We start from the raw sequence: 23637 nt of genomic DNA, 5'->3' as shown, positions 1-23637 counted from the left end.
ACTGCACGATCCAATGACGCCGACGCGGATCTCCACTCAAGCGCAAGCGCGCTGACCCGCGCCAAAGTCGCCCCATTAGAGCCAACCCTTGTGGCGGAACCACCAGACCAGTCCGCCGGCCAGCCCCAGACACGACGCGCACACCAGCGCGAAAGCGTAGGGCCAGTGCGCGCCGGGCAGGCCGCCCACATTGATTCCCAGAAGGCCCGTCAGAAAGCCCAGCGGCAGGAAAACAGCGGCGACGATGCTGAGCAGCAACATCGCGGCGTTCATTTCTTCGGCGCGTGCATCCACAATCTGGTCGTTGAGGATGGAGCTGCGCTCTCGGATCATGTCGAGCTCTTCCACCAGACGTGCGATCCGGTCGGCGGTTTCCCGCAAGGTCACCCGCACATGAGGGTGATGCAACGGCCCCACATCCTCGAGAGACAAACGGGCCAGGATATCGCGTTGCGGCGCCAGATAGCGTCTGAGCGCAATGGTGGTCCGTCTGATGTCAGCCAGCTCGCCGCGCAACCGTGACGCCCGGTCCACGCTGCGCTCTTCCAGATCGTCGATCTCATCGACCAGCGCCTCCAGCACCGGCTCCATCCGCACTGTGAGCCCCTGCGCCAGGGCGCACACCAGTTCGGCGGGCGCAGCGGGACCTGAGCCTTCGGCCATGCGGTCAGCGATCTCGGACACCGCCATCAGGCGGCGCATCCGCGTGGTGATCACAAGCCTGTCCGTCACCCAGACCCGCAGCGAGACCATGTCTTCAGGGTCTGAGTTAGGGTTCAGATTGACCCCGCGCATCATCAGGATCATCCCGTCAGCATGTTCAGACATGCGCGGCCGCGTATCCGTGCGCATCAGCGCTTCCGCCACCACCGGATCAGCCTGTTCGGATATCCACGCCAGAGCGCCAGGATCGCTCAGATCCAGATGCACCCAGCGATACCCACGATCCGGCAAAGCCGCGTTCAGATCACGGACGGCGCTGGCGACGCCAGCATCTGAAACATCAAAAGCGTGAATAGGCGTGGGAGCAATCATCAGACATCCTGCCTGGCTGGGAACAGTCCGCGTCGAGGCTAAGCGGCGCACATACAGCCCGTACCATTGCACGTGAAGGGCGCGCACGAAAAAGCCCCGCGCCATAGGGCCCGGGGCTTTTTCAATCAGACCTGTCGAAAGACTAGGCGCTTGCGGCGCTGATCTCGTCAGCCGGATCGCGCAGCACGTAGCCGCGGCCCCAGACCGTTTCGATATGGTGGTCGCCATTGGTGGCCGAAGCGAGCTTCTTGCGGAGTTTGCAGATGAAGACGTCGATGATCTTCAGCTCCGGCTCGTCCATGCCGCCATACAGATGGTTGAGGAACATTTCCTTGGTCAGGGTCGTGCCCTTGCGCAGCGAGAGCAGCTCCAGCATCTGGTATTCCTTGCCGGTCAGATGCACGCGCTGGCTGTTCACTTCGACGGTCTTGGCGTCGAGGTTCACGGCGATGTCGCCCGTCTTGATGATCGACTGGGAATGACCTTTGGAGCGGCGCACCACAGCGTGGATGCGGGCGATCAGCTCTTCTTTATGGAAGGGCTTGGTCATGTAGTCGTCAGCGCCCGAGCCGAGGCCGCGCACCTTGTTGTCGATGTCGGCATTGCCGGACAGGATCAGGATCGGCGTATCCACCTTGGCCACGCGCAGGGTTTTGAGCACGTCAAAACCCGGCATGTCCGGAAGATTCAGATCCAGAAGAATGATGTCATAGTCATAGAGTTTGCCGAGATCGACACCCTCTTCGCCAAGGTCCGTCACATACGTGTTGAAGCCCTCGGACTTCAACATCAGCTCGATACCTTGCGCTGTCGCGCGATCATCTTCGATCAGCAGAACCCGCATCGGTTCCCTCCCATGTCCGACGCACGAATCACCGCCTTCGTACGACGTCACAACCGTTAACCTTGTTCGCTATGAGAGGCGAGAAACCCTTATGGGAAGTTAACGACTGTTTGACTCGACGAGTGGAATCGAGTCCTGCACGATGAGTCGCGCAATAAATCCTATTTTAATCATGAGCTTGGTTTTTTCAGAAAAAACTCACGAATCTTAAAAAAGCGCCCGCGGGAGCACCGCGGACGCTTTTCAAAATCGTGGAAAACTCGGAAAAATTCAGCCCTATTCCGCCGCCTGCAAAAGCGCCGGAGCGAGCGCCGCCAGCAGAGGCGCCCATTTGTCGCCAGCGTCATGAACGCGGCCGTCATAGAGGATGCGATCCTCGTATCCGCTGATCCATAAAGCGTCCGGATTGCGCCGCGCGATGACGATATCGCTCTGACGATCCGAGTATGGCGTGCGGTGCAGTCGGAAGATCACGAGGCCATCCGCCAGCGCCTCGCCCAGCTCGCCGCCCAAGGCGCGCAGACGCTCATCACCGTCGATGACCGAGACCATCTCCATCTTGCCCGCTTCGGTGGACAGGGCGAAGCGCGAGCGCTCGATCCCTGACAGGCCGTGCTGGCTTTCAGCATGCAGCTTCCAGGCTTTTTCCACCGGCACGGCGAAGGCGCGAAAGCCCTCGATCTCGCGACACTGGAAGAAATAATGGTTGTTGACGCCCATGCGCTTCAATTCGCGCTGCATCAGGCGCAAAGCGTCCGCGTCATCATTGACCCCGTCAATGATCGGCGTCTGGTTCTCAAGCGTCACGAAGGGCCGGGATTTGAGCCGTGTCGCCGCGCGCTCCACCAGCGGGTTTCGCAGATAGCCGCCGCGCTCATTGCGCACATACTCGCCCGCATCATTGAGTCGCAGGAATTCATCCGCGTGCGTGAAGTGAACCATGAAGGCGACCAGCACATTGGGGTGCACCTCATGGAAAAGGTCCAGCATCTCAAAGAAGTTGTCGTCAAAGCGCTCGGGGAAGAACGCCATCTCCTTGGTGCCGATGCGGATCACCTCGACCCCGGCTTCGGCCAGGCCGTTCAGATAGTCAAAGAGGTTCCGGTTCGACAAAACCATCGGATCACCGCCCGATAGCAGCACTTCGCGCACCTTGGGTTTGTCGGTGATCTCGCCGCGCTCGACCCTGGCGTTATGGGTCTCGATATAATCCTTCACCTCGTGGATCGAGGCGGTGTCCTTGCCGGTCTTGCCGGTAAGGAAATCGGAGCGGTAGCAATACCGGCACCAGCTTGAACAGGTGCGCACCACATAGACGAGGCACAGCTCGTATTTGTGCAGCAGGCCCGGCATAGGGCTGTATTTGAGCTGGTTGGACGGATCCGCCTCGCCCGACAGATCATCCATCTCCTCGGGACGGGCCTTGATCAGGTTCTTCACCGCATCCGAGCGTTTGGCGAGATCAAGATAATAGCCCGTCGCGCGCGGCGGCAGGCGATCAGACACCCCCGCCTCTTCCAGCGCGTCCAGTTCGTCAGCGGAATAGATCGCGGCGCCGCCCTCGCTGAGATATTTACGATAGCGCGGAAGATCGTGGACGACGTAGCGATTGAACTTGCTCTCGTCGATGCGCGCATAAAGATTGTCTTTGTTTTGACGCGAAACGGCTTTTTTCTTCGGGCGCGATCCTGCGATGCGCACAGTCTTGGCGTTGAGCGACATGTGGCTTCCTCGTCGTCGAATACTCGGCGGCGGCGTCTGCGCCAGCGATGTGAACTAGTGAGAAACGCCGAACGGCGGTCTCTCTCACGCGCGTCAGAGCTTTTCGCAAAAGCCTCGATCAGCGGCGTATCGGCTCGCAATCAGGCGCGTGGTCGCGTCAGCGCGTCACGGCGGCCCCTAAAGCCAAGGGGAACATAGCCATTCGCACTCAAAAGAAAACAGCCCTACGGTAGTTTCTTGCGCATGCGGTTCACGCATTTTCGCATCGACGTTTACGCGGCTGAAACCGCGTTTGGGTTAAGCAGGGGTTCAAGACGGGCAAAACGCCCGCAAGCTAACGCGAGAAGTGCGGTGGATAGCCTGATCGACCGGATCTCCAATCTGGAGACCCGAACGTTCAAAGGCCGCGTATCAGCGGTCAACGGCCTGTTGGTCGAGGCGGAGGGGCCGGCGATGGCGCTGACCCTGGGCGCACGCGCACATCTTGATGGTCCTGTGAAAGCCAGTTTCGAAGTCGTCGGGTTTCGGGGCGAGACCGCCCTGATGATGGCCTATGACGATCTGACGGGCGTCCGCCCCGGCGCCATTGCGACGCTGGACCCGCGCGGGGCCGCCATTCGCCCGCACAAGGCCTGGCTGGGCCGGGTGATGGACAGCTTCTGCCGCCCGCAGGACGGGCTGGGTTTTCTGCCCGAGGGCGATGTGGAGTATGCGCTGAAGGGCCGTCCGCCCAGCGCCCACACCCGCCAACGCCTGGGTGATCGCCTGGATCTGGGCGTGCGCGCCATGAATGTCTTCACGCCGATGCGGCTGGGACAGCGTCTGGGCGTGTTCGCAGGCTCGGGCGTCGGCAAGTCCGTGCTGATGTCCATGCTGGCGCGCGGCAGTGAAGCGGATGTCATCGTCATTGGGCTGATCGGCGAACGGGGCCGTGAAGCGCGCGAATTCGTTGAGGACGTTCTGGGTCCGGAAGGCCGCGCCCGGTCAGTCGTCATTACTGAAACCTCTGACGCGCCCGCGCTGGCGCGGCGCCGGGCCTGTTACACGACCATGGCGGCGGCGGAGTATTTCCGCGACCAGGGTCTGAACGTTCTGTGCCTGATGGATTCAGTCACGCGTTTTGCGCTGGCCCAACGCGAGATCGGCCTGGCCGCAGGCGAGCCGCCGACCACGCGCGGCTACACGCCATCAGTGTTCGCCGAGCTGCCCGGCCTTCTGGAGCGCGCAGGTCCCGGCCCCAAAGGCACCGGCACGATCACAGGCCTGTTCACCGTGCTGGTGGACGGCGACGATCACAACGAACCCATCGCGGACGCCGTCCGCGGTATTCTGGACGGCCATATCGTGATGAGCCGAGCCATCGCCGAGCGCGGGCGTTTCCCTGCGATCGACGTTTTGAAATCGATTTCTCGCTCCGCGCCCGAAGTCTATGCGCCCGAAGAGGCGCCGCTCGCGCGTGAAGCTCGAAAACTCCTCGCCGCCTATGCGGATATGGAGGAGCTGATCCGACTGGGAGCCTATTCCAGCGGATCGAACCCGGAGGTGGACCGGGCCATTGCGGTCAATGAACCGCTTGAAGCATTCCTGGGTCAGGGAAAAGACGAAACCTCGTCCATTGAGGAGAGTTTCGCGAACCTGGCCGGGATATTGGGTGATGGATAGGGATAAGACATGGCGACACGTTCTCACGCACCGCTGATCCGGCTGGCCCGGTTCAAAGTGGAAGAACTACAAAAGCAAATGGCCGAGATCGAACGCGCCCGCGCCTCGATCAACGACCAGATCGACCGGCTTGAGGAAAGCGTTCCTGAAGAGCAGGCGATCGCCGATGAAAACCGCGACGGCTATCTGGCCTATGGCAGCTATGCGCGCTCGGTGATCCAGCGCAAGGACAAGCTGCGCACGTCATTGGGTGAAGTTGACGCCCAGGCGGATGAGCTGCGCGGACGTCTTGAAGCGGCCTTCGCCGATCTCAAGAAATACGAATTGCTTGAAGAGCGGCGTTTGCTGCGCATCCAGGATGCGCTCAAGGCCGCCGAGCAAGCCGAAATGGACGAGATCGCAAGCCAGATGCGTCAACGCGCCCAGTAGGGCCGCTTGCGTTCGGCCTGACTTCTGATTCTCAAAGGCGGCGCACGCCTGACAGGAGAGTTTTAACTTGCCCCCATATGTTACCGAGGTATTAATGCCTTGGGGATGAATGACTTGGGCAGGTCTATGACGGGGCGTCGCATACTGGAGCTGAGTTTGGCCGCCATCATTGGCGGCGGCGGACTTTTTGCGGCTTTTGTTCCAGGGGCCGCACCCGAGACGCCCTCGCACGATCTCAGCTCCGAGCTGACGGGGCGCTCCCTGCCCACGCCGAGGCTCAACCCCGCCTCGCTTCAAAACCCTGATTTTTATCGGGACTTGCGGATTTCTGACACCTCTCGCCGGGTCGCCAATGCGATCATGGCGCCGTCGTCCAGCCCCCAGACCGTCACCAGCAGAACAAGAACCGACGCTCCAGAACTAACCATGGAGGGGTTTGCGGTGTCACCGCGCGCCCAGTCTGAATCCGGTGATGGCTGGTCAGCGACCGCGCTTGGCGTGCAGGTCCGTGTGACGCCGGACACCGGATCAACCGAACCGCAATGGTGGATTGTCGGCGGCGCAGGCCGTGAAAGCTATGCAGTCTCGCCCGGAAGCCTGCGTGAATACACGGTGGCGCCCTTCTCGTCTGAAACCGTGATCGGCGACACCCATCTGGGCGTCGCCGTCAAACTCTCAGACCGCGCCCACGCCAGTTTCGGCTATGTGCGCGAAAAGCGGGAGTTTCACCTTGGGCGCGAAGACTGGGAGGAAGATGAACACTTCCTCGGCGTCGGCCTGCATGCGCGTTGGTGACGAGACATCAGGCGGCGTTGGTCAGCTTCGCCGCCATCGCCGGCTTGGCGTAAAGTCCGCGATGCCCGCTGATCGGACGCAGATTGTCGGTCAGCCCGACAACCGTCTCCGCAGCGCCCAGCAGCAAGAAGCCGTCATCCGCCATTAGAGACGCCAGCCGATCCAGGATTTTCGCCTTGGTCTGGATGTCGAAATAGATCAGCACATTCCGGCAGAAAATCACGTCCATGCGGCCAAAGCGCGAAAAGTCATCCAGCAGGTTGGCCTGCTCAAAGCGCACTTTCTGACGCAGCTGGGGTTTGATGCGCCAGGAATCGCCCACCTGATCAAAGTTCTTCACAAGACGCTGGATCGGCAAGCCGCGCTGCACTTCAAACTGAGTGTAGATGCCGGCCTTGGCCTTCTCCAGAACGGGCGCGCTCATATCGGTCGCCAGAATGTCTGCGTTCAAGCCCGGAATTTCGTCCAGCAGCATGCCCAGGGAATAAGGCTCCTGGCCGGAGGACGCAGCCGCACACCAGATCTTCAGCGACCGTCCCATACGGGCCGACTTCAGCGCCGGAGCAATGACGTTTTCAAACAGATCAAACGGCGTCTTGTCACGGAAGAAGAAGGTCTCGTGCGTCGCCAGGGCTTCGCTGGCGGCCACGCAAATCCGGCTATCGCCCCGCATCATGGCGTCGATCAACGCTTCGACAGACGCAAAGCCTTCCTTCCGCGCAAGCGGGCCCAGCCGACTATCGACCAGATAGGCTTTTTCCTGCCCCAGAACCAGGCCGGAGCGCTTGCGGACATCCTGACAAAGAAAGTCAAACTTATTGGAAGGCAGAGCGCTCATAGCGATCCTTTCAGGCGCCGGGTCAGCTCCGGGCCAATGTCTTTCAGGCTTAAAATCTGGTCTGCGAGTCCCGCTTCGGCCACCGCGCCGGGCATGCCCCAGACCACGCTGGACGCCTGGTCCTGAGCGATCACCTGGCCGCCGGCTTCGCGGATGGTGCGAGCGCCGTCGCGTCCGTCATGACCCATACCGGTCAACACGACAGCGAGGACGCCATTGCCTGCGACCTTGGCGCAGCTGTTGAACAGCGGATCCACGGCGGGACGGCAGAAATTCACGGGCGGGGATTGGTCAATATGGGCGCTGATCACCCCATTGGCTGACCGCAGAGTCATGTGGAAATCACCCGGCGCCAGATAGATGCGCCCCGGACGCAGCGGCTCGCCTTCCTTGGCTTCAGCCGCCGGCATTCCAAGCTTGCTCAGGTGTTCAGCCAGAATGGCGGTGAACAGCTTGGGCATGTGCTGGGTGATGACAATCGGAACATTGGTGTCACGCGGCAGGGCGGCGATGACTTCGCGCAGCGCCTGAGGACCGCCGGTCGACGATCCGATGGCGATCAGGCTGGGCTTGCGCGCAGGCGCGACGGGCCGCGGCGTCGCCGGGCGCACAGCCGCCGGACGCGGCGCAATGCCGGCCGAACGCGGGCTGAGCGCGACCAGCTTTTCGAGCAATTCCTTACGGTAGGCTTCAGCCCCGGCCACGCGCCCGGCTTCAGGTTTGGGCGCATAATCCGCCGCCCCCAGAGACAGGGCGCGCATGGTGATTTCGCCGCCCTTCAGGGTCAGCGTCGACGCCATCACCACCTTGGCCTTTGGGCAGGCCTTCAGGATCTGCGGCAGGGCGGTCAATCCGTCCATGCGCGGCATCTCGATATCGAGCACCACGATGTCAGGCTGCAGTTCAGCCGCCTTGCGCACGCCGACTTCACCGTCTGCGCAAGTCGCCGCCACCTGTAATCTGGAATCGGCTTCAATCCAGCGCGAGACCAGACCGCGCACGACAGCGCTATCGTCAATGATCAGGACGCTAGGCAAACCGCTCCGGCTGGCTGGAGAAGGAGAAACGCTCACGCAAGCATCCGTTCTAGACCAGGCCGGTCTCAGCAAATTTGGATTCGATGATGTCGCCGTCAAACGGCTTCATGACGTATTCGTCAGCGCCCGCGCGCAGCGCCTGGGTGATGTGGGACATGTCGTTTTCGGTGGTGCAGAACACCACGACCGGCTTCTTCCCATTCGGCTCTTCACGCAGTTTGATCAGGAAGTCGAGCCCGTTCATGACAGGCATGTTCCAGTCCAGAAGCACCGCGTCAGGCATGGTTTTCTTGCAGAAATCCAGAGCCTGCTGACCATCGGCCGCCTCTTCACAGGCAAAACCGAGATCCTCGACGATTTTCCGCGCCACTTTCCGGATCACCCGGCTGTCATCCACTACAAGGCAGGTCTTCATACCCATGCTCCTCGATTAAGCCGCAAGACCGGCTTGCCAGGCGATCAGCGCTCTGATGTCCAGAACCGCCAACAGATCTTTTTCCAAGCGGTGCACCCCTTTGAGCAAGGCGCGCCATTGCGGGTCCAGGTGTGCCGGCGTGGGCTCGAGCGTGTCGGGTTTAAGCCGCATCACTTCGCCAACCTGATCCACCAGCACGCCAAACAGCTCGGTGCCCTCCTCAAGACCCAGCGCCATGGCCGAGGCGTCAGGTTCACGAGGCGGCAGGCCCAGACGATGGCGCGCGTCCACGGCGGTGACGATACGACCGCGCAAATTCAAAAGTCCGGCGATCTCGCCCGGAGCCCGGGGCACAGACGTGACATCCTGCGGAGAAAACACCTCCCGGATCTGCTTAACTTCGACGCCGAACAGCTGATCGCCGATCCGGACCGTGACGTATTCGAAGCTATCTTCAACAGACATGCCTGTTCTCCTTTAGGCCGCGCTGCGCGCTGCTTGGTCCAGCGCTGCAATCAGGCCGCCACGATCCCCTGCCGGCATGATGGCGACAAAACCATCACTCGGCGTCGCGTAATCGTGCTCACCCACGCCCAGTCTAGGCACATTGGTGTAAACGCCTTCTTCCTGAAGACGCGCAAGTGCAGCCGGATCTCCGACCAATACGTCGTATTCTGCGCCCATGGTCGCAGCGTCGCGTGCTTCATGCAGACCGCCGGCGACCGTGACGTCATAGCCCGCCGCCGCCAGAAGCGGGGCCAGCATGCGCCGGGAGAAGGCGTCCGCCTCAACCAGCAGCACCGCATTGCGGCCCGTGCCGGTCCGACCCTTGCGTTGCGGCGCGCCAGCCCAGGCGCGCTGCATGTGCCAGGCGATGTCGAGCACTTCAGTGGCTTTGCCCTTGATGATCGCGGAACCGATCACGCCGGGACGTTCGGATCCCATTTCCAGGTCGAGACGCTCTTCCACCACATCGAGGATTTCGTCCACGGCCACGCCCGCTGAGCGGCCGTCTTCGGCGAACACGAGCACCGGCTGGCGACCTTCGGTCTTGAAGGTGTCCATGCCGCCTGCGTGGGCCAGAGGCAACAAGCGACCGCGATATTGCACAACGTAACGACCATCGGTCTGTTCGATCGTGCTGGATTCAAAGTCTTCGAGACGGGTGATGAGGCTGACCGGAACCGCCTTGGGTTCTTCTCCGCCCGCACGCACCAGCAGCAGACGCTGGCGGCCATTGGCCGCTTCGGCGGCTGCGGCCTCGTCGCTTGCGGCTTCGCTCTTCTCTTCGTCTTCGGCGGACGAGGTTTCCTGAGCCAGGCCATTGGGATCAAGGATCATGATCACCGAACCATCGCCCAGAATGGTCGCGCCGGAGAACACGTTGATGCTGCGCAGCGGCCCGGAGAGCGGTTTGACCACAATCTCTTCGGTATCCAGAACGTCATCGACCACAAGGCCGATCTTGCGTCCCGCCGCTTCCAGAACGATCACATAGCCCGTCATTTCCTCAGCCGAGGTATGCGGGGCCGTGTTCAACACTTCGGTCAGCGCGATGACGGGCAGCAAACGGTCCCGCAGGCGGATCATGTTGGCGCCGTTCAGGGTCTCGACCGCCACGGATGAACCCGCGCCGACCCGCACCAGCTCTCGCACGGAGAGCTGAGGCGCTGCAAAGCGCTGTTCCCCCGATTTGACGATCAGAGCGGAAACGATCGCCAGCGTCAGCGGGATCTTGATCGTGAAGGTGGTGCCTTTGCCCTGTTCGGAGAACAGTTCAATGGACCCGCCGATCTGTTCGATATTGGTCCGGACCACGTCCATGCCGACGCCGCGGCCGGACAGGTTGGTGACAGCCGCCGCGGTGGAGAAACCCGGAGCGAAGATATAGCGCTGGATTTGCGCCTCGCTCATGGTCTCAAGTTCGGCTTCCGTGGCCAGGCCCTTCTCAATGACCTTTTCACGGATTTTCGCTGCGTTCAGACCCCGGCCGTCATCAATGATCTTCATGATGATGGCGCCGCCTTCGTGATAGGCGGACAGCTTTACGGTGCCCATTTCGCTCTTGCCGGCGGCCACCCGTTCTGCGGGGGTCTCCAGACCATGATCGCAAGAATTGCGGATCATGTGCGTGAGCGGGTCACGGATCAGTTCGAGAACCTGACGATCCAGTTCGGTGTCTTCGCCCTCTTGCACCAGGCGGATCTTCTTGCCGACTTCCTGGCTGACATCGCGCACGATGCGCGGCAGTTTGCGCCAGGCGTCTCCCACCGGCTGCATGCGGGTCTTCATCACCCCGTCCTGCAACTCCGCCGTGACGGAGGACAGGCGTTGCAGCGGCGTTTTCAGGGCCGAGTCATCGGAATCACGAACGATCTGATGCAGCTGGTTACGCGCCAGAACCAGTTCGGACACCGTCGTCATCAGGTTTTCAAGCGTGTCCACATTCACGCGGATCGTCGCCTGGGAGCGGTGCGAGGTTTGCTGTCCGGCATCGTCATTGGCGGGCGCCTTGGCCGCCGCAGCCGGGGCGGTCGCCGCCTTGGGCGCAGGCTCCGCCTCAGCTTTCACCTCGGCCTCGAGCTCTTCCGCCTCAGCGTCATTGTCAGATTCGGCTTCGGCTTCAGCGTCCGCCTCAAACTCCGGGCCGGGCGTCGACATGAAAGCCGCTTCCAGATCAGCCAGCGAGACTTCGCCCGGGCGCAGATCGCGTCCCAGATCGACGTCAAAGCCCGTCGGCGCTTCTTCAGCAACCACTTCAGGTTCGGGTTCGGGTTCCGGCTCGGGTTCAGGTTCGGGCTGAACTTCCGGCTCTGGCGCAGCTTCAGCGACCGGAGCGGCGGCGGCGCCAGCCTCTCCAGGATCGCCCTTGCCCATGGACAGCGCTTCAAGACGGTCGATCAGATCGCGATCTTCCCCTGCCGGCTCAACGCCGTTCTGTTCGAGGCCGTTGGTGATCTCTTTGATCCGGTCAAGGGATTTGAGGACCACGGTCACCGCCGTGGAGTCCGCAATCATGTCACCGTCGCGGAACTTGCCCAGCAAGGTTTCGCCTGCGTGGGCGATGGCTTCCAGTCTTTCCAGACCCAGGAAGCCGCACGTCCCCTTGATGGTGTGCAAGAGCCGGAAAATATTATCCAGCGTGGCGCGATCCGTTGGATCCGCCTCAAATTTTACAAGCTCTTCGTCAATGACGTCGAGGCTTTCCGACGTCTCTGCGAGAAACTCGCCGATCAATTCATCCATGGTCAGCCCCGGTGTTACAAAGCGGCTTTGTCACCAAGAGTGTCACGACCAGAGTTAACGCAAGGTTGGGAACCTGCGCATTCCGACAAAAGATGTAATGATTTATTCTGCGGCCTGAATCTGACCGCCATCAGGGCCGATCAAAGCCGCCAGTTCAACCCGGTCGCCTTCCAGCTGCGCTTCCGCCCGACCGCCGCTCTCACGTGCGATCAGTCCTGCATAATAGGGCTGCACGGAGCGACCGTCATACCCGTCTTCGGGGCGCTCGCCTCGGATGGCTTTCTGATAGGCTTCGTCCAGCCGCAAACGCGCGCCTTTGGCGATGACCCGCAAACGCGCGCCCCCGTCTGCACTGGCGGACGTTTCAACAATCACTTCGCCGCCGCGTGGCAGGCTGTCCACGCCGATCCAGATCAGGTTCAGCAGGACACGGGCTGCAGTCTTGCTGATCGCGGTGTTCTCTGACGGCCAGACAAGATCAGGGCGTGAATCCTCAAACATGGGATTCGCAAGGGTTTTGATCTCAGACAGCGCGACTTCACCGCCCCGGGAGCCAGCGGCGCCAAAACACACACGTGCATATTCCAGCTTGGCGCGGATCTGCTTTGCGCCCGTGCGCAACAGCGCAATGGCGTCGTCGCGCATGTCCAGCGCACTGTCATCGTCCAGAACGGACAGGGCTGCGCCCATGGCGCTGGTCGGCCCCGCTATGTCGTGACAGACGCGGGAGGACAGCAAGGCTGCGAGTTCGGCGGCGGTGGGGGCGATCTGAGTGCTCATGGCTCTATGCTTAATGCGATTCTCGACGGAAAAAGGGTTAACGGCCTGCGTCAAAATCAGACGCCTCAGGCGCCGTCGTCCAGGTCGTCATGCCCGCTGCGGCTGGAATGAAACACCAGGGCCATCAGCCCCACGCCCAGCCCGACAGTGAAGACGACGCCCAACCCCATGGCCAGCCAGCCATGCCAGCTGATGCTGAACGCAACGTCGCCGCCATCCATGCTGGTCCAGATATAGACAGAGACCCAGACCGCGCCCGCAAGCAGAACGCCCAATATGAGACTGAGGAGGAGAATACTCTTCACGGACAAACCTTTCCTGCGAACCGGCGCGGTGTCGCGCGTTCACTATCTTTGCAACCTGTTAAGCGATGCGCCCTAAATGCGAAAGACAAAGCTAACTCTTTGTCACGTCTTTGCGCGTGCGCCATGCCGAACTGGAATGAAGATTGCAGCTTAAGGCACTTCCAGATGCGTTTCAGGCGCGCTAGCATCCCCGGGCTGCTGGGGAGCAATGAGGGATAATCTGCGTACATGTCCGGATTTGATGTGCACTTGGCCGACGCCCGGCGTTCACGCTCGTTAATCTTTTTTGTCGCCGTTGGTGCAGCGCTTCTGCTGACTGTCGGCTTCCTGATCAGTCGCGATCAGTCTGACCCTCGTCTCTCCGCTCAGGCCCAGACCGAACAGGCTGAGCAGATCGAGACCGCCGCCGATACGGCGCAGCCTGCCCCCAGTTCCGAAGCCACGCCCGAAGATCAGAGCCGTTTTGACACGCCGCAAACGCTGGTGATGTCAGAACACGCCCTGTTCACGAACGCTGACGTCCGCCCCGAAGTTCAAAGCCGGGACGTCACCGTGCGCCGCGGCCAGACCTTCGCCAGCGTACTGGCGGACGCAGGCGCAGACCGCATTGACGCTGCGCGCGCGATCAACGCGCTTGATCCGCTGTTCTCGGCCCGCCTGCTGCGCGCAGGCCAGGACCTGACCTTGTTTTTTGAAACGCCCACAGCCTCAGAACTGCATCTGGCCGCGGCGACTGATGCACCCGCCGCTGAGACGCGCCTGGCGGGCTTCTCCTTCCGTCCGGATCAGGAACGCACGCTGACGGTTTCCCGCGATGGCGAGGGTCAGTTTCACGCCCGCGAAGCCACAGCCAGCCTCCAGCGCGAAGTGGTCCGGGTCACCGGCGAAGTCAGCTCCAGCCTGTATCTGTCCGCCATCGAGCTGGGCGCGACAGACCGCGTGGTGTTCGAGCTCGCAAACATTCTGGGCTTCGCCGTCGACTTCCGCACCGTGCAGCCCGGCGATCCGTTCGACGTGGTCTTTGAGCGCTTTGTGAACAGCCGCGGCGAGACCGTACGCACGGGCGACATTCTTTATGTGGTGTTCGACGGGCGCGGCGATCCGCTGGAATATTTCCGCTACGAAATGGAAGACGGCGAAGTCGGCTATTACACAGGCGAAGGCGAAAGCGCCCAGCGCCTGCTGATGCGCATGCCCATCAACGGCGCCCGCATCTCCTCATCCTTCGGCATGCGGTTCCACCCGGTTCTGAACCGGAATCGTGCGCATAACGGCACCGATTTCGCCGCCCCGCGCGGCACGCCGGTGATGGCGGCCGGCGCTGGCATCGTCGAACGCGCCAACCGGTTCGGCTCTTTCGGCAATTATGTCCGGATCCGCCACAGCAACGGCTATCAGACCGCCTATGCGCACCTGAACGGCTTCGCCAGCGGCATTCGCTCGGGCAGCCGTGTGCAGCAAGGTCAGATCATCGCCTATGTGGGCACCACGGGACGCTCGACCGGCCCGCACCTGCACTATGAAGTGCATCTGAACGGCAATCCCACCAATCCGATGAGTCTGGACCTGCCCACAGGCCGCCGGCTGGAATCTGACGAACTGTCAGACTTCATGAGCGCGCGTGATCAGCTGATCGAGATCCGTGACAGCGCACCGCCTGCGCTGGACGCCGCAGAAAATTCACCCATCCTGACGGCGGACAATGCGGGCGACGCCTAGCGCGCCCTAGCGTTGTCTCTGCAAGCGATGGCTGAGAAACGCCAGCACATCGCGCGCGGATTCATAGGTGGGTTGGCCATCCTCGGCGATCAAATCCTTTGTCAGCACGGCGTGGGGGAACGGATTGCCGTTCGGGTTCTTCGCCTCATCAGGCAGCACCCGCGTCTCCAGCTTGTCGCCCAGCACCGCTTGCAAGGCTGCGAACCGCCCGGCCTTGCAGGACGGATCACCGTCAAAGCGCAGGGCCATCACCTCAAGATCATCGCGCGCTGAAAGCGACTGCGCCTCGTCCGTATCCAGATGGACGGAATGGGCGGCGTTGAACGGCAAGGCCGGCTCACCCGCCACCGCCGCAATGACGCTCGGCTCAACCGCCACCGACCAGGCGAAATTGCCCGTCAGGCACAAACCGATCGCGCCGACGCCGGGCCCGCCGCACTCTTCATGGATCTCGCGCGCCAGCGTGCGCAGCCAGTCCGAGATGGGAGAGCCGCCGGTGCGCGCAAACAGCCGGATTTCCCGGCTGATGCAAGCGCGCGCCATGCCGCCCACCTTGCCATGGACCTGAACCAGTTCTTCGTGCGGCGTGCCGGCCGGGTCATAGAGCGCAGGCGCATAGACCCGGAAGCCCGCCGCGACCAGCCAGTGCGCCAGCCGCCAGAACTCCGGCACGAAGCCCGGCAGTTCATGCATCAACAGGACGCCCGGCCCCTCCCCGGCCACCAGGACAGGATGCGCCATGCCCTGAGCGTCCCAGTCAAACGCTTCAGTGAAGGGCGTCCGGTCATCCAGGGCCAGCACGTCAGCAAACAGGGTATGGCTGAATAGGTCTTTCGCCTGCGACATCGGGGCGCCCCTCCTGATGGTGTCCAAGCCTTGAGTTTGGCCTCTTTCTGAAGCGACGGACAGGGCCGATCCGGGGGCGGTCGCGTTTTACGGTCTATCTGGGTGCTTGACCCGGCGCGACCCAGGGCGTAAATCCCCCGCCGGGCTGGAAGCGCCCGCCGTCCGCGAGACCCTGTGGTCTTTGGTGAAGTCTTCTTTTTTCTTGTGCATGTCGTGCAGCTCATCAAGCGGCGCGGCGGCAATGCGGGCCCCGCCGAACAGGCCGCCTTGATGAAAGGCGCACACCATGACGACTCAAATCCTGCCCGACCTCACCGAGCTGAAGGCTCAGGCCAAACGCCTGCGCGCGGCGCTGGTGGATGACGGCGACTTCATCACCCATTCGGAATCCCTTGAGCTTCTGGCGAAGCAATACGGCTTTCGGGACTGGAACACGCTTCACGCTCAGGTCGGAAACCGCCCCAGCGAGCCCTACCATATGGGCGGCCAATGGGCGGGAACCTATCTGGGACAGCCCTTCACGGGCGTTATTCACGCCTTGAAAAAACTCGATGACGGGGCGCACTACGAGATCAGTTTCGACTTTGACGAAGCGGTGGATGTGGTGAAATTCGACAGCTTCTCCGCCTATCGAAAACGCGTGACCGTCACGATGGACCGCCAGGGACGCTCCCTGCAGAAAACCTCGGACGGTCAGCCTTATCTGACGCTGGCGCGGTGATCGCGCAAAAAAGAGGCGGAGCATGATGCTCCGCCTCTTCTCTTTTTGAGGCCGTCGCAGGCCTATTGAATGACCGCAGCCTTGGGCGGCTGGGCGTTCCGGCTCACGGCCTTGCCGTTCACCGTCAGCGCATCGCCTTCCGTTGAGACTTTCAACGTCTCGCCGTCATGCAGGCTGCCTTCCAGGATCAGCCGGGCCAGCGGGTCCTGCAGCTCTTTCTGGATCACCCGTTTCAGAGGCCGCGCCCCGTAAGCGGGGTCATAGCCCTTGGTCGCCAGCCATTGCCGCGCGCCGTCATCAAGCTCCAGCACCATGCGGCGATCTTCCAGCAGCGCTTCCAGACGCTTGAGCTGAATGTCGACAATCGCGCCCATATGCTCCTCGGCCAGACGACGGAACAGGATGATCTCGTCAATCCGGTTCAGGAATTCCGGGCGGAAGGCGCCGCGCACCACATCCATGACCTGATCGCGGGCGTCCTCGACATCGCCGGACAACAGGAATTCCGAGCCCAGATTGGACGTCATGATCAGAATGGTGTTGCGGAAATCCACCGTGCGGCCCTGGCCATCGGTCAGGCGGCCGTCATCAAGCACCTGCAAGAGCACGTTGAAGACGTCCGGATGGGCTTTCTCCACCTCGTCAAACAGCACCACCTGATAGGGCCGGCGCCGCACGCTTTCTGTCAGCGCGCCACCTTCTTCATAACCGACATAGCCCGGAGGCGCGCCGATCAGACGGGCGACGGAGTGTTTCTCCATGTATTCCGACATATCCATCCGCGTAATCGCAGTTTCGTCGTCAAACAGGAACTCCGCCAACGCCTTAGTCAGCTCGGTCTTGCCCACGCCCGTGGGCCCCAGGAACAGGAAGGAGCCGATGGGACGGTTGGGGTCTTTCAGACCCGCGCGCGAGCGGCGCACGGCGTCAGAGACCGCTTGCAGCGCCTCTTCCTGACCGACCACGCGTTTGCGCAATCCGTCTTCCATGGCCAGAAGCTTCTCGCGCTCGCCTTCCAGCATCTTGTCCACCGGCACGCCGGTCCAGCGGCTGACCACGGCGGCGATCTGCTCTTCGTCCACCACCTCTTTGACAAGGCTTGAGTCATTGGCGGCGCCGTCGGCGGCGTCCTCGGCCTCCTTGAGCTGTTTTTCCAGCTGCGGGATCTGGCCGTATTTCAGCTCGGACGCCTTGCCCAGATCGCCCCGACGCTCGGCGTCGGCGAGTTCAGCGCGCAGACGATCCAGCCGTTCCTTGATCTCGGTCGAAGAGGCCAGCTTGTCCTTTTCCGCCCGCCAGGCGGCGGTCAGCTCGGCGGACCGGCCTTCCAGCTCGGACAGCTCCTTGTGCAACGCCTCAAGCCGCTGCTTGGAGGCGTCATCGCCTTCCTTCTTCAGCGCTTCGGCCTCGATTTTCAGCTGGATGATCCGGCGGTCGAGCTCATCAAGCTCTTCCGGCTTTGAATCCACCTGCATGCGCAAACGCGCCGAGGCCTCGTCCATCAGGTCGATCGCCTTGTCAGGCAGGAAGCGGTCGGTGATATAGCGGTTGGACAAGGTCGCCGCCGCCACGATGGCGCCGTCCGCGATGCGCACGCCATGGTGCACTTCGTATTTCTCTTTCAGGCCACGCAGAATGGAGATCGTATCCTCCACGCTCGGTTCTTCCACGAAGACCGGCTGGAAGCGCCGCGCCAGCGCCGCGTCCTTCTCCACATGCTTGCGGTATTCATCCAGCGTCGTCGCGCCCACGCAATGCAGCTGACCGCGGGCCAGCGCCGGCTTCAAGAGGTTGGACGCGTCCATCGCGCCATCGGTCTTGCCCGCGCCCACCAGCGTGTGCATTTCGTCGATGAACAGGATGATCTGGCCGTTGGCGGACTCCACCTCGTTGAGCACCGATTTCAGCCGCTCCTCGAACTCGCCGCGATATTTCGCGCCTGCGATCAGCGAGCCCATGTCGAGCGCCAGAAGTTTCTTGTCCTTGAGGCTCTCCGGCACGTCGCCATTGACGATGCGCAGCGCCAGACCTTCGGCGATGGCGGTCTTGCCCACGCCCGGCTCGCCGATCAGCACCGGATTGTTCTTGGTGCGGCGCGACAGCACCTGAATGGCGCGGCGGATTTCCTCGTCGCGGCCAATCACCGGGTCGAGCTTGCCTTCGCGCGCCACTTCGGTGAGGTCGCGGGCGTATTTCTTCAGCGCTTCATAGGTGTCCTCGGCCGATTGCGTATCGGCCGTGCGGCCCTGGCGCAGATCATTGACGGCGGTGTTGAGCGCCTGGGGCGTGACGCCGGCCTGGGTGAGGATTTCCTCGGCCTTCTGGCCTTTCACAAGGCTCAGCCCCTGCAAGAGCCGCTCGGCGGTCACATACTGATCGCCCGCTTTCTTGGCGGCGTCTTCTGCGCTTGAGAATACTTCAGCGGTTTTCGGCGCCAGATAAATCTGGCCGGTTGCGCTCTCCACCTTTGGAAGCGCGCCCAACGCGCGTTCGGTCAGATCCACAGCCACATCGGGGCGTCCGCCAGCGGCCTTGATCAGATTGATCGCCAGCTGCTGGTCGTCATCCAGCAGCGCCTTGAGAATATGCTCGGGCGCGAAATGCTGGTTCTTGTTCTTCAGGGCCAGGCCCTGGGCCGCTTGCAAAACGCTGCGAGCCCGGTCGGTGAATTTTTCAAAGTCCATAATCATGTCTCCTGAGTGTCAGCGAGACAGGCGGGGTCGGTGACCTTCTTGGAAGCATCCCCACACCGCCTTGTCACCCTTCGAAGTAGGTGTTGCATATCCAGCACACAAGAGGCCGGGCGGGGAAAAGACGAACGGTCGCAGGGGACGGGGCAGTGGCGTTAGAGCGGGCGAAAGGCTGTTCTTCTCCCCTCCCTGAGGGGAGAGGTTAGGTGAGGGGTGAGCGGCGCTTCAACCGGCAAGCAGAATGCGTACTGAAGCGCACCCCCTCACCCGACCTCTCCCCCTTGGCCAAGGGGGAGAGGGGAAGTGACACCCAAACAAAAAAGGCGGCGCAGTCGCCTGCGCCGCCTCAACTCCGGATGCCTCGCCCTTACGCGATTTTCTCGGCGATATAGGGCGGCAGGGCGAAGCTGCCCTTGTGGATCTCGGGGCTGTAATACTTCGTCTTGATGTCGAGCGCCGCGAAGCGTTCGCGGATCGTCTCGATATCGCGATCAAAGGTCGCGCCGTCATTGGTGGCGAAACCCAGCGCCATGAAGCCGCCCGAGAAGGCCGGCACGCAGATCAGGTAAAAGCCTACGTGCTTGAACAGCGACTTGAAGCTGTCGGAGGTGGATTTCACCGGCTCGGGGTGGATCGCGGCGAGCCCGGACTGGGTGACGATGACCCCGCCTTCGTTCAGAAGCTTTGAGCAGGCGGTGTAAAACTCACGGGTGAACAGCACCGCACTCGGGCCGACAGGGTCCGACGAGTCAATCAGGATCAGATCAAACGTGTCCGTGGTCTCCTCGACATATTTCGAGCCGTCCGCGATCACCACATTGACGCGCGGATCATCGAACGAGCCCTGGGAGACATCCGGGAACCATTTTTTCGAGAACTCGATCACGTCCGGGTCGATCTCAACCAGCGTGATGGACTCAACACTGTCATGCTTGAGCATTTCGCGCATGGCGCCGCCATCACCGCCGCCCACGATCAGCACGCGTTTCACCGCGCCATGCGACAGCAGCGGCACATGGCTGACCATCTCGTGATAGATGAACTCGTCGGCCATGGAGACCTGCACCAGGCCGTCAATCGCCAGCACGCGGCCGTTCTCGGCGTTCTCGAATACGATCAGGTCCTGAACGTCCGACGCTTCCGCGTAGAGCAGTTTGTCAATGCGTAGGCCGTTGCCGATGCCCTCGCTCAGCGATTCCCGGAACCACAGATCGCCATTGGCGTCGCGATAGGTGTGCTTGGGGGTGTCGGTCATGATCGTCTCCTGAAAGTGCGTGCAGGACAGGCGGACGCGCCGCCTTGAGGGGATGGCGCGTTGCTTCGCGCTCCCGGCGTGCAAAGGCAAGAAAAAAGGAAAGGGAGCGGCTCGTGAGAACCGCTCCCATGTCTCAACCCATCGGGCGAAAAGCGCTTACGCGCCCTCGCCGCGCAGGATTTCAGTGACGCGCACCTCGGCGGCCTCAAAGGCCTCCTTGAGGATCGCCACAGCCTTGATCGGCTGGGCGTCGCCGCACATGAACACGTCGAACGCCGCATAATCGCGCTCGGGCCAGGTGTGGGTCGAGATGTGGCTTTCCGCCAGCACCGCCACGCCCGACACGCCGCCATTCGGCTCGAAGACGTGCGTATGGATGTGCAGAAGCGTCGCGCCGCAAGCGGTCACGCAATCGCGGAACGCCTGCTGGATGCGGTCTTCATCGGTCAGGTGACGCGCGCCCATCAGATCGATGATCAGATGGCGACCCGCCACCTGTTTGCCGTCGACCATGATGAAGTGATCAAGATCGTCTTTGGCGTTGGCGTCGACTGGTTCGAAGCCGGTGTTGTACTGGGGGCTGTCCGCCAGGGTCAGTCCGTCCATGAGAAGGTCCCTTCCATGTGGGAACGCGGCGCGTCGGCCGCGCTCAGTCCCGTGTTCTAAAAAGCGTCGTTGAAAAGGTCGGCGAACCGACGGCGGGGGCGCTGTTTCCAGGCGCCGCGGTGATAGACGTCCGAGACGATGACCGGGGCCACAGTGGTGGCTTCGGCGAACACCATCTGCTCCAGCGCCACATCCACCTTGCCCCAGGAACACGCTTCCTTGAGGGTCGAGGACGAACAGGCGCCGTCGCGAACGTCAGCCACGGTGATCTGCACCGCGTATTTGTGCATTTCCACGTCGTCGTGGCCGAGGATTTCTGCGCAGACGACCGTGTCTTGCGCGAAGTTCTTCGGCACGCCGCCGCCCACCATGAACAGGCCGGTCGAGCCCGCCTTGATCTTGATGTCGGTCAGTTCGCGGAAATCGGCGACGGAGTCGATGGACACATAGCCCTCGCCCGCCTTGATCCGGTTCACCTGGTGTTTGACGAGGCCGAACCCGGCCGAGCAATCAGAGAACGCCGGCACGAAGATCGGCACGCCATGGCGATAGCACTCTTCAATCAAAGAGCCCTCTTTCTTGGCGTTGCCGTCCGCGAGCCATTTGCCCATCGCCTTGATGAAAGCGCGTGAGCTGATCGGACCATTGGGCAGGCTGTCGGCGATGTCGCCGAGGATGTGGTCGCACGCCTGCAGGTCTTCCTCGTCGATATAGGTGTCATAAATGCGGTCGATATAGAGGTCGCGCAGCATCCGGTCGTCAGGAATCTCTTTGGCCTGGTAGTGCTTGAAGCCCACCGCCTCGAAGAAATCCATGTCCACGATGGACGCGCCCGTGGCCACCACGGCGTCGACCATGTTGTTGCGGATCATGTCCCGCCACACATGCATGCAGCCGCCCGCAGAGGTGGAGCCCGCCAGCGTCAGGATCACCGAGCAGTCGGGATCTTCCTGAGCCGCCTGCAGGATGCGCGCAGCCCGCGCCGCATCGCGGGAGGTGAAGCTCATCTTCTCCCAGGCGTCGATGATCACGCGGCCGTCAAAGCTCGCAATGTCGATATGTTCGACCGGGCTGGAGAGCAGCTCGGCCTTGCGATTTGAGGTGTCAGCCATCCTCAACGCCTTTTCATGATGCGGTTGCGACGGCGCCGGTTCAGGCGCGGAAAGGACACGACACGATCGCTATCGTCTTCGTGAGACAGTGCAGTATCCGCCACCGGCCGGTCATAGACGGAGACCCAAGGGAAGTCAGACACCATTTCGGTCTCCACCTCGCCAAAGCCATTGAAACGAGTGGCCATGGCGACCCCGTAAGCGCCCATCAGTGCGAACTCGATCACATCGCCCTCAGACAAATCCGCCGGCAACTCGATCGGCGCCGCGACCGCGTCAATGGCGTCACAGGTCGGCCCGTACAGCCGGAAGGCCGCGGTCTGAGCGCTCGGCTCGCCCTTCGGACGGTGCACTTCGATCGGATAGGGCCATTTCATGTGGACCAGATCAAACAACGTGCCGTAGGCGCCGTCATTGAGGTACACCTGATCGCCCTTGACCAGCTCGACGCGGGTCAGGATCGACGTTGATTCCGCACACAGCGCCCGGCCCGGCTCGCACCACAAATCGGCGTTCTCGAGGACCATCATCTCTTCGAACGCGTTTTCGATCGCGGCCACGTACTCAGACAATGGCGGCGGGGTCATGCCGGGATAGGCCACAGGAAAACCGCCGCCCACATCCACAATGTCCACGGTGACGGCCGCGCGCTTGATCAGGCGCGACACGTCCAGCATCGCTGCGCGATAGGCGCTCGGCGCCATGCACTGGCTGCCCACGTGAAAGCTCACGCCCAACTCGTCGGCATAGGTCCGCACGCGCTGGATCAGGTCCACCGCATCATCTTCGGACGCGCCGAACTTGCCCGCCAGCGGCAGGGTCGCGCCGTCATTGGAGACGGCGATCCGCACCACCAGGGTCAGATCCTGGGCATAGCCGGTCTCGGCGAGAATCTTTTCCAGCTCGGCTTCGCAGTCGAGCACGAAAATCCGTACGCCATGATCGAAATAGGCCGAATGGATGGCGCGGCGGCTTTTGACCGGATGCATGAACGCCATGGTCGCGTCCGGGCAACGTGATGCGATCAGCTCAACCTCGTTGAGCGACGCCACGTCAAACCAGCGCATGCCCGCGGCGTACAGAGTATCAATCACCCACGCGGACGGGTTTGACTTGACCGCGTAGAGCACTTCGCCGGGAAAATTGTTCTGGAACCAGGATGCCGCAATCGTCAGTCGATCGGGCCGCGCGCAGGCGACCGGGCCTTCGACAGGCCGAGAGCGGACCAGGTCCAGGGGCGTATGGTAATGAGACAACTCACGGAACCCCCTGCTTGTTGTTAACCCAATCCGGCATCGAGCGGATCGCCTCCGCCGGGACGGCGCGAATTAAATCCTGCGACCCCGCATGTAAAGCCGAAAATCCGTGCGCCTTGATTTTTTTTCGCGGCGGCGTGAGTCGATCCATCCACACATGCATCCATCAGCTTCATAAAGAGGTCACGTAATCAGACCCTTGGGCATTTCAAGGACGGCGCGCGCGCCATCCGCCAGAGTGAAGTCAATATTTGCTTGCGCGCGTGTCATAAAACTGATGCGTCCTTCACGTTAGAAGAACCAACGCTGCATCCGACGATAAGT

The 23637-nt window shown here is 61.9% G+C and carries 21 protein-coding genes; 5 read left to right on the top strand and 16 right to left on the bottom strand.

The genetic code is table 11. The features are described from left to right. Positions 1–75: 75 nt before the first annotated feature. The 3 genes from ACTIGF_RS09240 to ACTIGF_RS09230 all read right to left on the bottom strand — a co-directional run bounded on the left by ACTIGF_RS09240 (position 76) and on the right by ACTIGF_RS09230 (position 3601). Positions 76–1035 carry a zinc transporter ZntB gene (locus ACTIGF_RS09240; RefSeq protein ID WP_439636584.1) on the bottom strand — a complete coding sequence of 320 codons (960 nt, stop codon included), beginning with the start codon at positions 1033–1035 and terminating at the stop codon, positions 76–78. A gap of 142 nt (positions 1036–1177) precedes the next feature. Further along, the gene (gene ctrA / locus ACTIGF_RS09235) at positions 1178–1879 is read right to left on the bottom strand and encodes a response regulator transcription factor CtrA (RefSeq protein ID WP_022701410.1); all 702 of its coding nucleotides are present in this window, start codon (positions 1877–1879) and stop codon (positions 1178–1180) included. A gap of 276 nt (positions 1880–2155) precedes the next feature. Continuing rightward, on the bottom strand, positions 2156–3601 hold the full coding sequence (locus tag ACTIGF_RS09230) for a KamA family radical SAM protein (RefSeq protein ID WP_439636583.1): 1446 nt from the start codon (positions 3599–3601) through the stop codon (positions 2156–2158). A 351-nt stretch (positions 3602–3952) separates the two neighbouring features. Between ACTIGF_RS09230 and fliI the strand changes: the two genes are divergently transcribed. From fliI to ACTIGF_RS09215, 3 genes are all read left to right on the top strand, one after another. After that, on the top strand, positions 3953–5263 hold the full coding sequence (gene fliI / locus ACTIGF_RS09225; RefSeq protein WP_439636582.1) for a flagellar protein export ATPase FliI: 1311 nt from the start codon (positions 3953–3955) through the stop codon (positions 5261–5263). Positions 5264–5272: 9 nt separating this feature from the next. Further along, entirely contained in the window at positions 5273–5692 is a 420-nt protein-coding gene (gene fliJ, locus ACTIGF_RS09220) for a flagellar export protein FliJ (RefSeq protein WP_022701407.1), read from the top strand. A 126-nt stretch (positions 5693–5818) separates the two neighbouring features. Then, complete coding sequence (locus tag ACTIGF_RS09215; protein WP_439636581.1) at positions 5819–6487, top strand: hypothetical protein; 669 nt, start codon at positions 5819–5821, stop codon at positions 6485–6487. Positions 6488–6494: 7 nt separating this feature from the next. Here the strand turns inward: ACTIGF_RS09215 and ACTIGF_RS09210 are convergent, their stop codons facing one another. The 7 genes from ACTIGF_RS09210 to ACTIGF_RS09180 form a co-directional block, all read right to left on the bottom strand. Continuing rightward, a complete protein-coding gene (locus ACTIGF_RS09210) occupies positions 6495–7325 on the bottom strand; it encodes a CheR family methyltransferase (protein ID WP_439636580.1) in 831 nt (276 codons plus the stop codon). After that, a complete protein-coding gene (locus ACTIGF_RS09205) occupies positions 7322–8398 on the bottom strand; it encodes a protein-glutamate methylesterase/protein-glutamine glutaminase (protein ID WP_439636579.1) in 1077 nt (358 codons plus the stop codon). The genes ACTIGF_RS09210 and ACTIGF_RS09205 overlap by 4 nt, the downstream gene beginning before the upstream one ends. 13 nt (positions 8399–8411) lie before the next feature. Further along, positions 8412–8777 (bottom strand): response regulator, encoded by a 366-nt coding sequence (locus ACTIGF_RS09200; RefSeq protein ID WP_375549939.1) that lies wholly within the window; start codon positions 8775–8777, stop codon positions 8412–8414. 15 nt (positions 8778–8792) lie between these two features. Next, a complete protein-coding gene (locus tag ACTIGF_RS09195; protein WP_439636578.1) occupies positions 8793–9242 on the bottom strand; it encodes a chemotaxis protein CheW in 450 nt (149 codons plus the stop codon). A 12-nt stretch (positions 9243–9254) separates the two neighbouring features. Next, positions 9255–12023 (bottom strand): chemotaxis protein CheW, encoded by a 2769-nt coding sequence (locus tag ACTIGF_RS09190; protein ID WP_439636577.1) that lies wholly within the window; start codon positions 12021–12023, stop codon positions 9255–9257. Positions 12024–12125: 102 nt separating this feature from the next. Next, positions 12126–12803 (bottom strand): histidine phosphotransferase family protein, encoded by a 678-nt coding sequence (locus tag ACTIGF_RS09185; RefSeq protein WP_439636576.1) that lies wholly within the window; start codon positions 12801–12803, stop codon positions 12126–12128. 65 nt (positions 12804–12868) lie between these two features. Continuing rightward, positions 12869–13108 (bottom strand): hypothetical protein, encoded by a 240-nt coding sequence (locus ACTIGF_RS09180; RefSeq protein WP_439636575.1) that lies wholly within the window; start codon positions 13106–13108, stop codon positions 12869–12871. Positions 13109–13336: 228 nt separating this feature from the next. Between ACTIGF_RS09180 and ACTIGF_RS09175 the strand changes: the two genes are divergently transcribed. Continuing rightward, complete coding sequence (locus tag ACTIGF_RS09175; RefSeq protein ID WP_439636574.1) at positions 13337–14827, top strand: peptidoglycan DD-metalloendopeptidase family protein; 1491 nt, start codon at positions 13337–13339, stop codon at positions 14825–14827. Positions 14828–14833: 6 nt separating this feature from the next. Here the strand turns inward: ACTIGF_RS09175 and ACTIGF_RS09170 are convergent, their stop codons facing one another. After that, entirely contained in the window at positions 14834–15673 is an 840-nt protein-coding gene (locus tag ACTIGF_RS09170; protein WP_439636573.1) for a dienelactone hydrolase family protein, read from the bottom strand. A 286-nt stretch (positions 15674–15959) separates the two neighbouring features. On the opposite strand from ACTIGF_RS09170, the gene ACTIGF_RS09165 reads away from it, so the two are divergent. Continuing rightward, positions 15960–16394, top strand: coding sequence for a glyoxalase superfamily protein (locus ACTIGF_RS09165; RefSeq protein ID WP_439636572.1), 435 nt, complete (start codon positions 15960–15962; stop codon positions 16392–16394). Between the two features lie 62 nt (positions 16395–16456). On the opposite strand, the gene clpB is transcribed toward ACTIGF_RS09165, so the two are convergent. The 5 genes from clpB to ACTIGF_RS09140 form a co-directional block, all read right to left on the bottom strand. Further along, on the bottom strand, positions 16457–19078 hold the full coding sequence (gene clpB, locus ACTIGF_RS09160; protein WP_439636571.1) for an ATP-dependent chaperone ClpB: 2622 nt from the start codon (positions 19076–19078) through the stop codon (positions 16457–16459). 373 nt (positions 19079–19451) lie between these two features. Further along, positions 19452–20339 carry a polyamine aminopropyltransferase gene (gene speE / locus ACTIGF_RS09155; protein WP_439636570.1) on the bottom strand — a complete coding sequence of 296 codons (888 nt, stop codon included), beginning with the start codon at positions 20337–20339 and terminating at the stop codon, positions 19452–19454. A 156-nt stretch (positions 20340–20495) separates the two neighbouring features. Further along, a complete protein-coding gene (gene speD / locus ACTIGF_RS09150; protein ID WP_439636569.1) occupies positions 20496–20945 on the bottom strand; it encodes an adenosylmethionine decarboxylase in 450 nt (149 codons plus the stop codon). A gap of 56 nt (positions 20946–21001) precedes the next feature. Next, complete coding sequence (locus tag ACTIGF_RS09145; protein ID WP_439636568.1) at positions 21002–22057, bottom strand: 1,9-bis(guanidino)-5-aza-nonane synthase; 1056 nt, start codon at positions 22055–22057, stop codon at positions 21002–21004. Positions 22058–22059: 2 nt separating this feature from the next. Next, positions 22060–23313 carry a type III PLP-dependent enzyme gene (locus ACTIGF_RS09140; protein ID WP_439636567.1) on the bottom strand — a complete coding sequence of 418 codons (1254 nt, stop codon included), beginning with the start codon at positions 23311–23313 and terminating at the stop codon, positions 22060–22062. Between the last annotated feature and the right edge of the window lie 324 nt (positions 23314–23637).

It is taken from the genome of Oceanicaulis sp. (assembly GCF_051859625.1).
Classification (GTDB): domain Bacteria; phylum Pseudomonadota; class Alphaproteobacteria; order Caulobacterales; family Maricaulaceae; genus Oceanicaulis.
The sequence above is the reverse complement of the archived record's forward strand: the minus strand, read 5'-3'. Positions and strand labels throughout refer to the sequence as shown.

What these genes read in the sequence shown, in the direction of transcription:
- ACTIGF_RS09210 (WP_439636580.1), bottom strand. Translation starts at nt 7,325, where the DNA reads ATGAGCGCTCTGCCTTCCAATAAGTTTGACTTTCTTTGTCAGGATGTC.
- ACTIGF_RS09165 (WP_439636572.1), top strand. Translation starts at nt 15,960, where the DNA reads ATGACGACTCAAATCCTGCCCGACCTCACCGAGCTGAAGGCTCAGGCC.
- ACTIGF_RS09175 (WP_439636574.1), top strand. Translation starts at nt 13,337, where the DNA reads ATGTCCGGATTTGATGTGCACTTGGCCGACGCCCGGCGTTCACGCTCG.
- ACTIGF_RS09195 (WP_439636578.1), bottom strand. Translation starts at nt 9,242, where the DNA reads ATGTCTGTTGAAGATAGCTTCGAATACGTCACGGTCCGGATCGGCGAT.
- ACTIGF_RS09240 (WP_439636584.1), bottom strand. Translation starts at nt 1,035, where the DNA reads ATGATTGCTCCCACGCCTATTCACGCTTTTGATGTTTCAGATGCTGGC.
- ACTIGF_RS09145 (WP_439636568.1), bottom strand. Translation starts at nt 22,057, where the DNA reads ATGGCTGACACCTCAAATCGCAAGGCCGAGCTGCTCTCCAGCCCGGTC.
- ACTIGF_RS09170 (WP_439636573.1), bottom strand. Translation starts at nt 15,673, where the DNA reads ATGTCGCAGGCGAAAGACCTATTCAGCCATACCCTGTTTGCTGACGTG.
- ACTIGF_RS09215 (WP_439636581.1), top strand. Translation starts at nt 5,819, where the DNA reads ATGACGGGGCGTCGCATACTGGAGCTGAGTTTGGCCGCCATCATTGGC.
- ACTIGF_RS09185 (WP_439636576.1), bottom strand. Translation starts at nt 12,803, where the DNA reads ATGAGCACTCAGATCGCCCCCACCGCCGCCGAACTCGCAGCCTTGCTG.
- ACTIGF_RS09190 (WP_439636577.1), bottom strand. Translation starts at nt 12,023, where the DNA reads ATGGATGAATTGATCGGCGAGTTTCTCGCAGAGACGTCGGAAAGCCTC.
- fliJ (WP_022701407.1), top strand. Translation starts at nt 5,273, where the DNA reads ATGGCGACACGTTCTCACGCACCGCTGATCCGGCTGGCCCGGTTCAAA.
- ACTIGF_RS09230 (WP_439636583.1), bottom strand. Translation starts at nt 3,601, where the DNA reads ATGTCGCTCAACGCCAAGACTGTGCGCATCGCAGGATCGCGCCCGAAG.
- ACTIGF_RS09200 (WP_375549939.1), bottom strand. Translation starts at nt 8,777, where the DNA reads ATGAAGACCTGCCTTGTAGTGGATGACAGCCGGGTGATCCGGAAAGTG.
- speD (WP_439636569.1), bottom strand. Translation starts at nt 20,945, where the DNA reads ATGGACGGACTGACCCTGGCGGACAGCCCCCAGTACAACACCGGCTTC.
- ctrA (WP_022701410.1), bottom strand. Translation starts at nt 1,879, where the DNA reads ATGCGGGTTCTGCTGATCGAAGATGATCGCGCGACAGCGCAAGGTATC.
- clpB (WP_439636571.1), bottom strand. Translation starts at nt 19,078, where the DNA reads ATGGACTTTGAAAAATTCACCGACCGGGCTCGCAGCGTTTTGCAAGCG.
- speE (WP_439636570.1), bottom strand. Translation starts at nt 20,339, where the DNA reads ATGACCGACACCCCCAAGCACACCTATCGCGACGCCAATGGCGATCTG.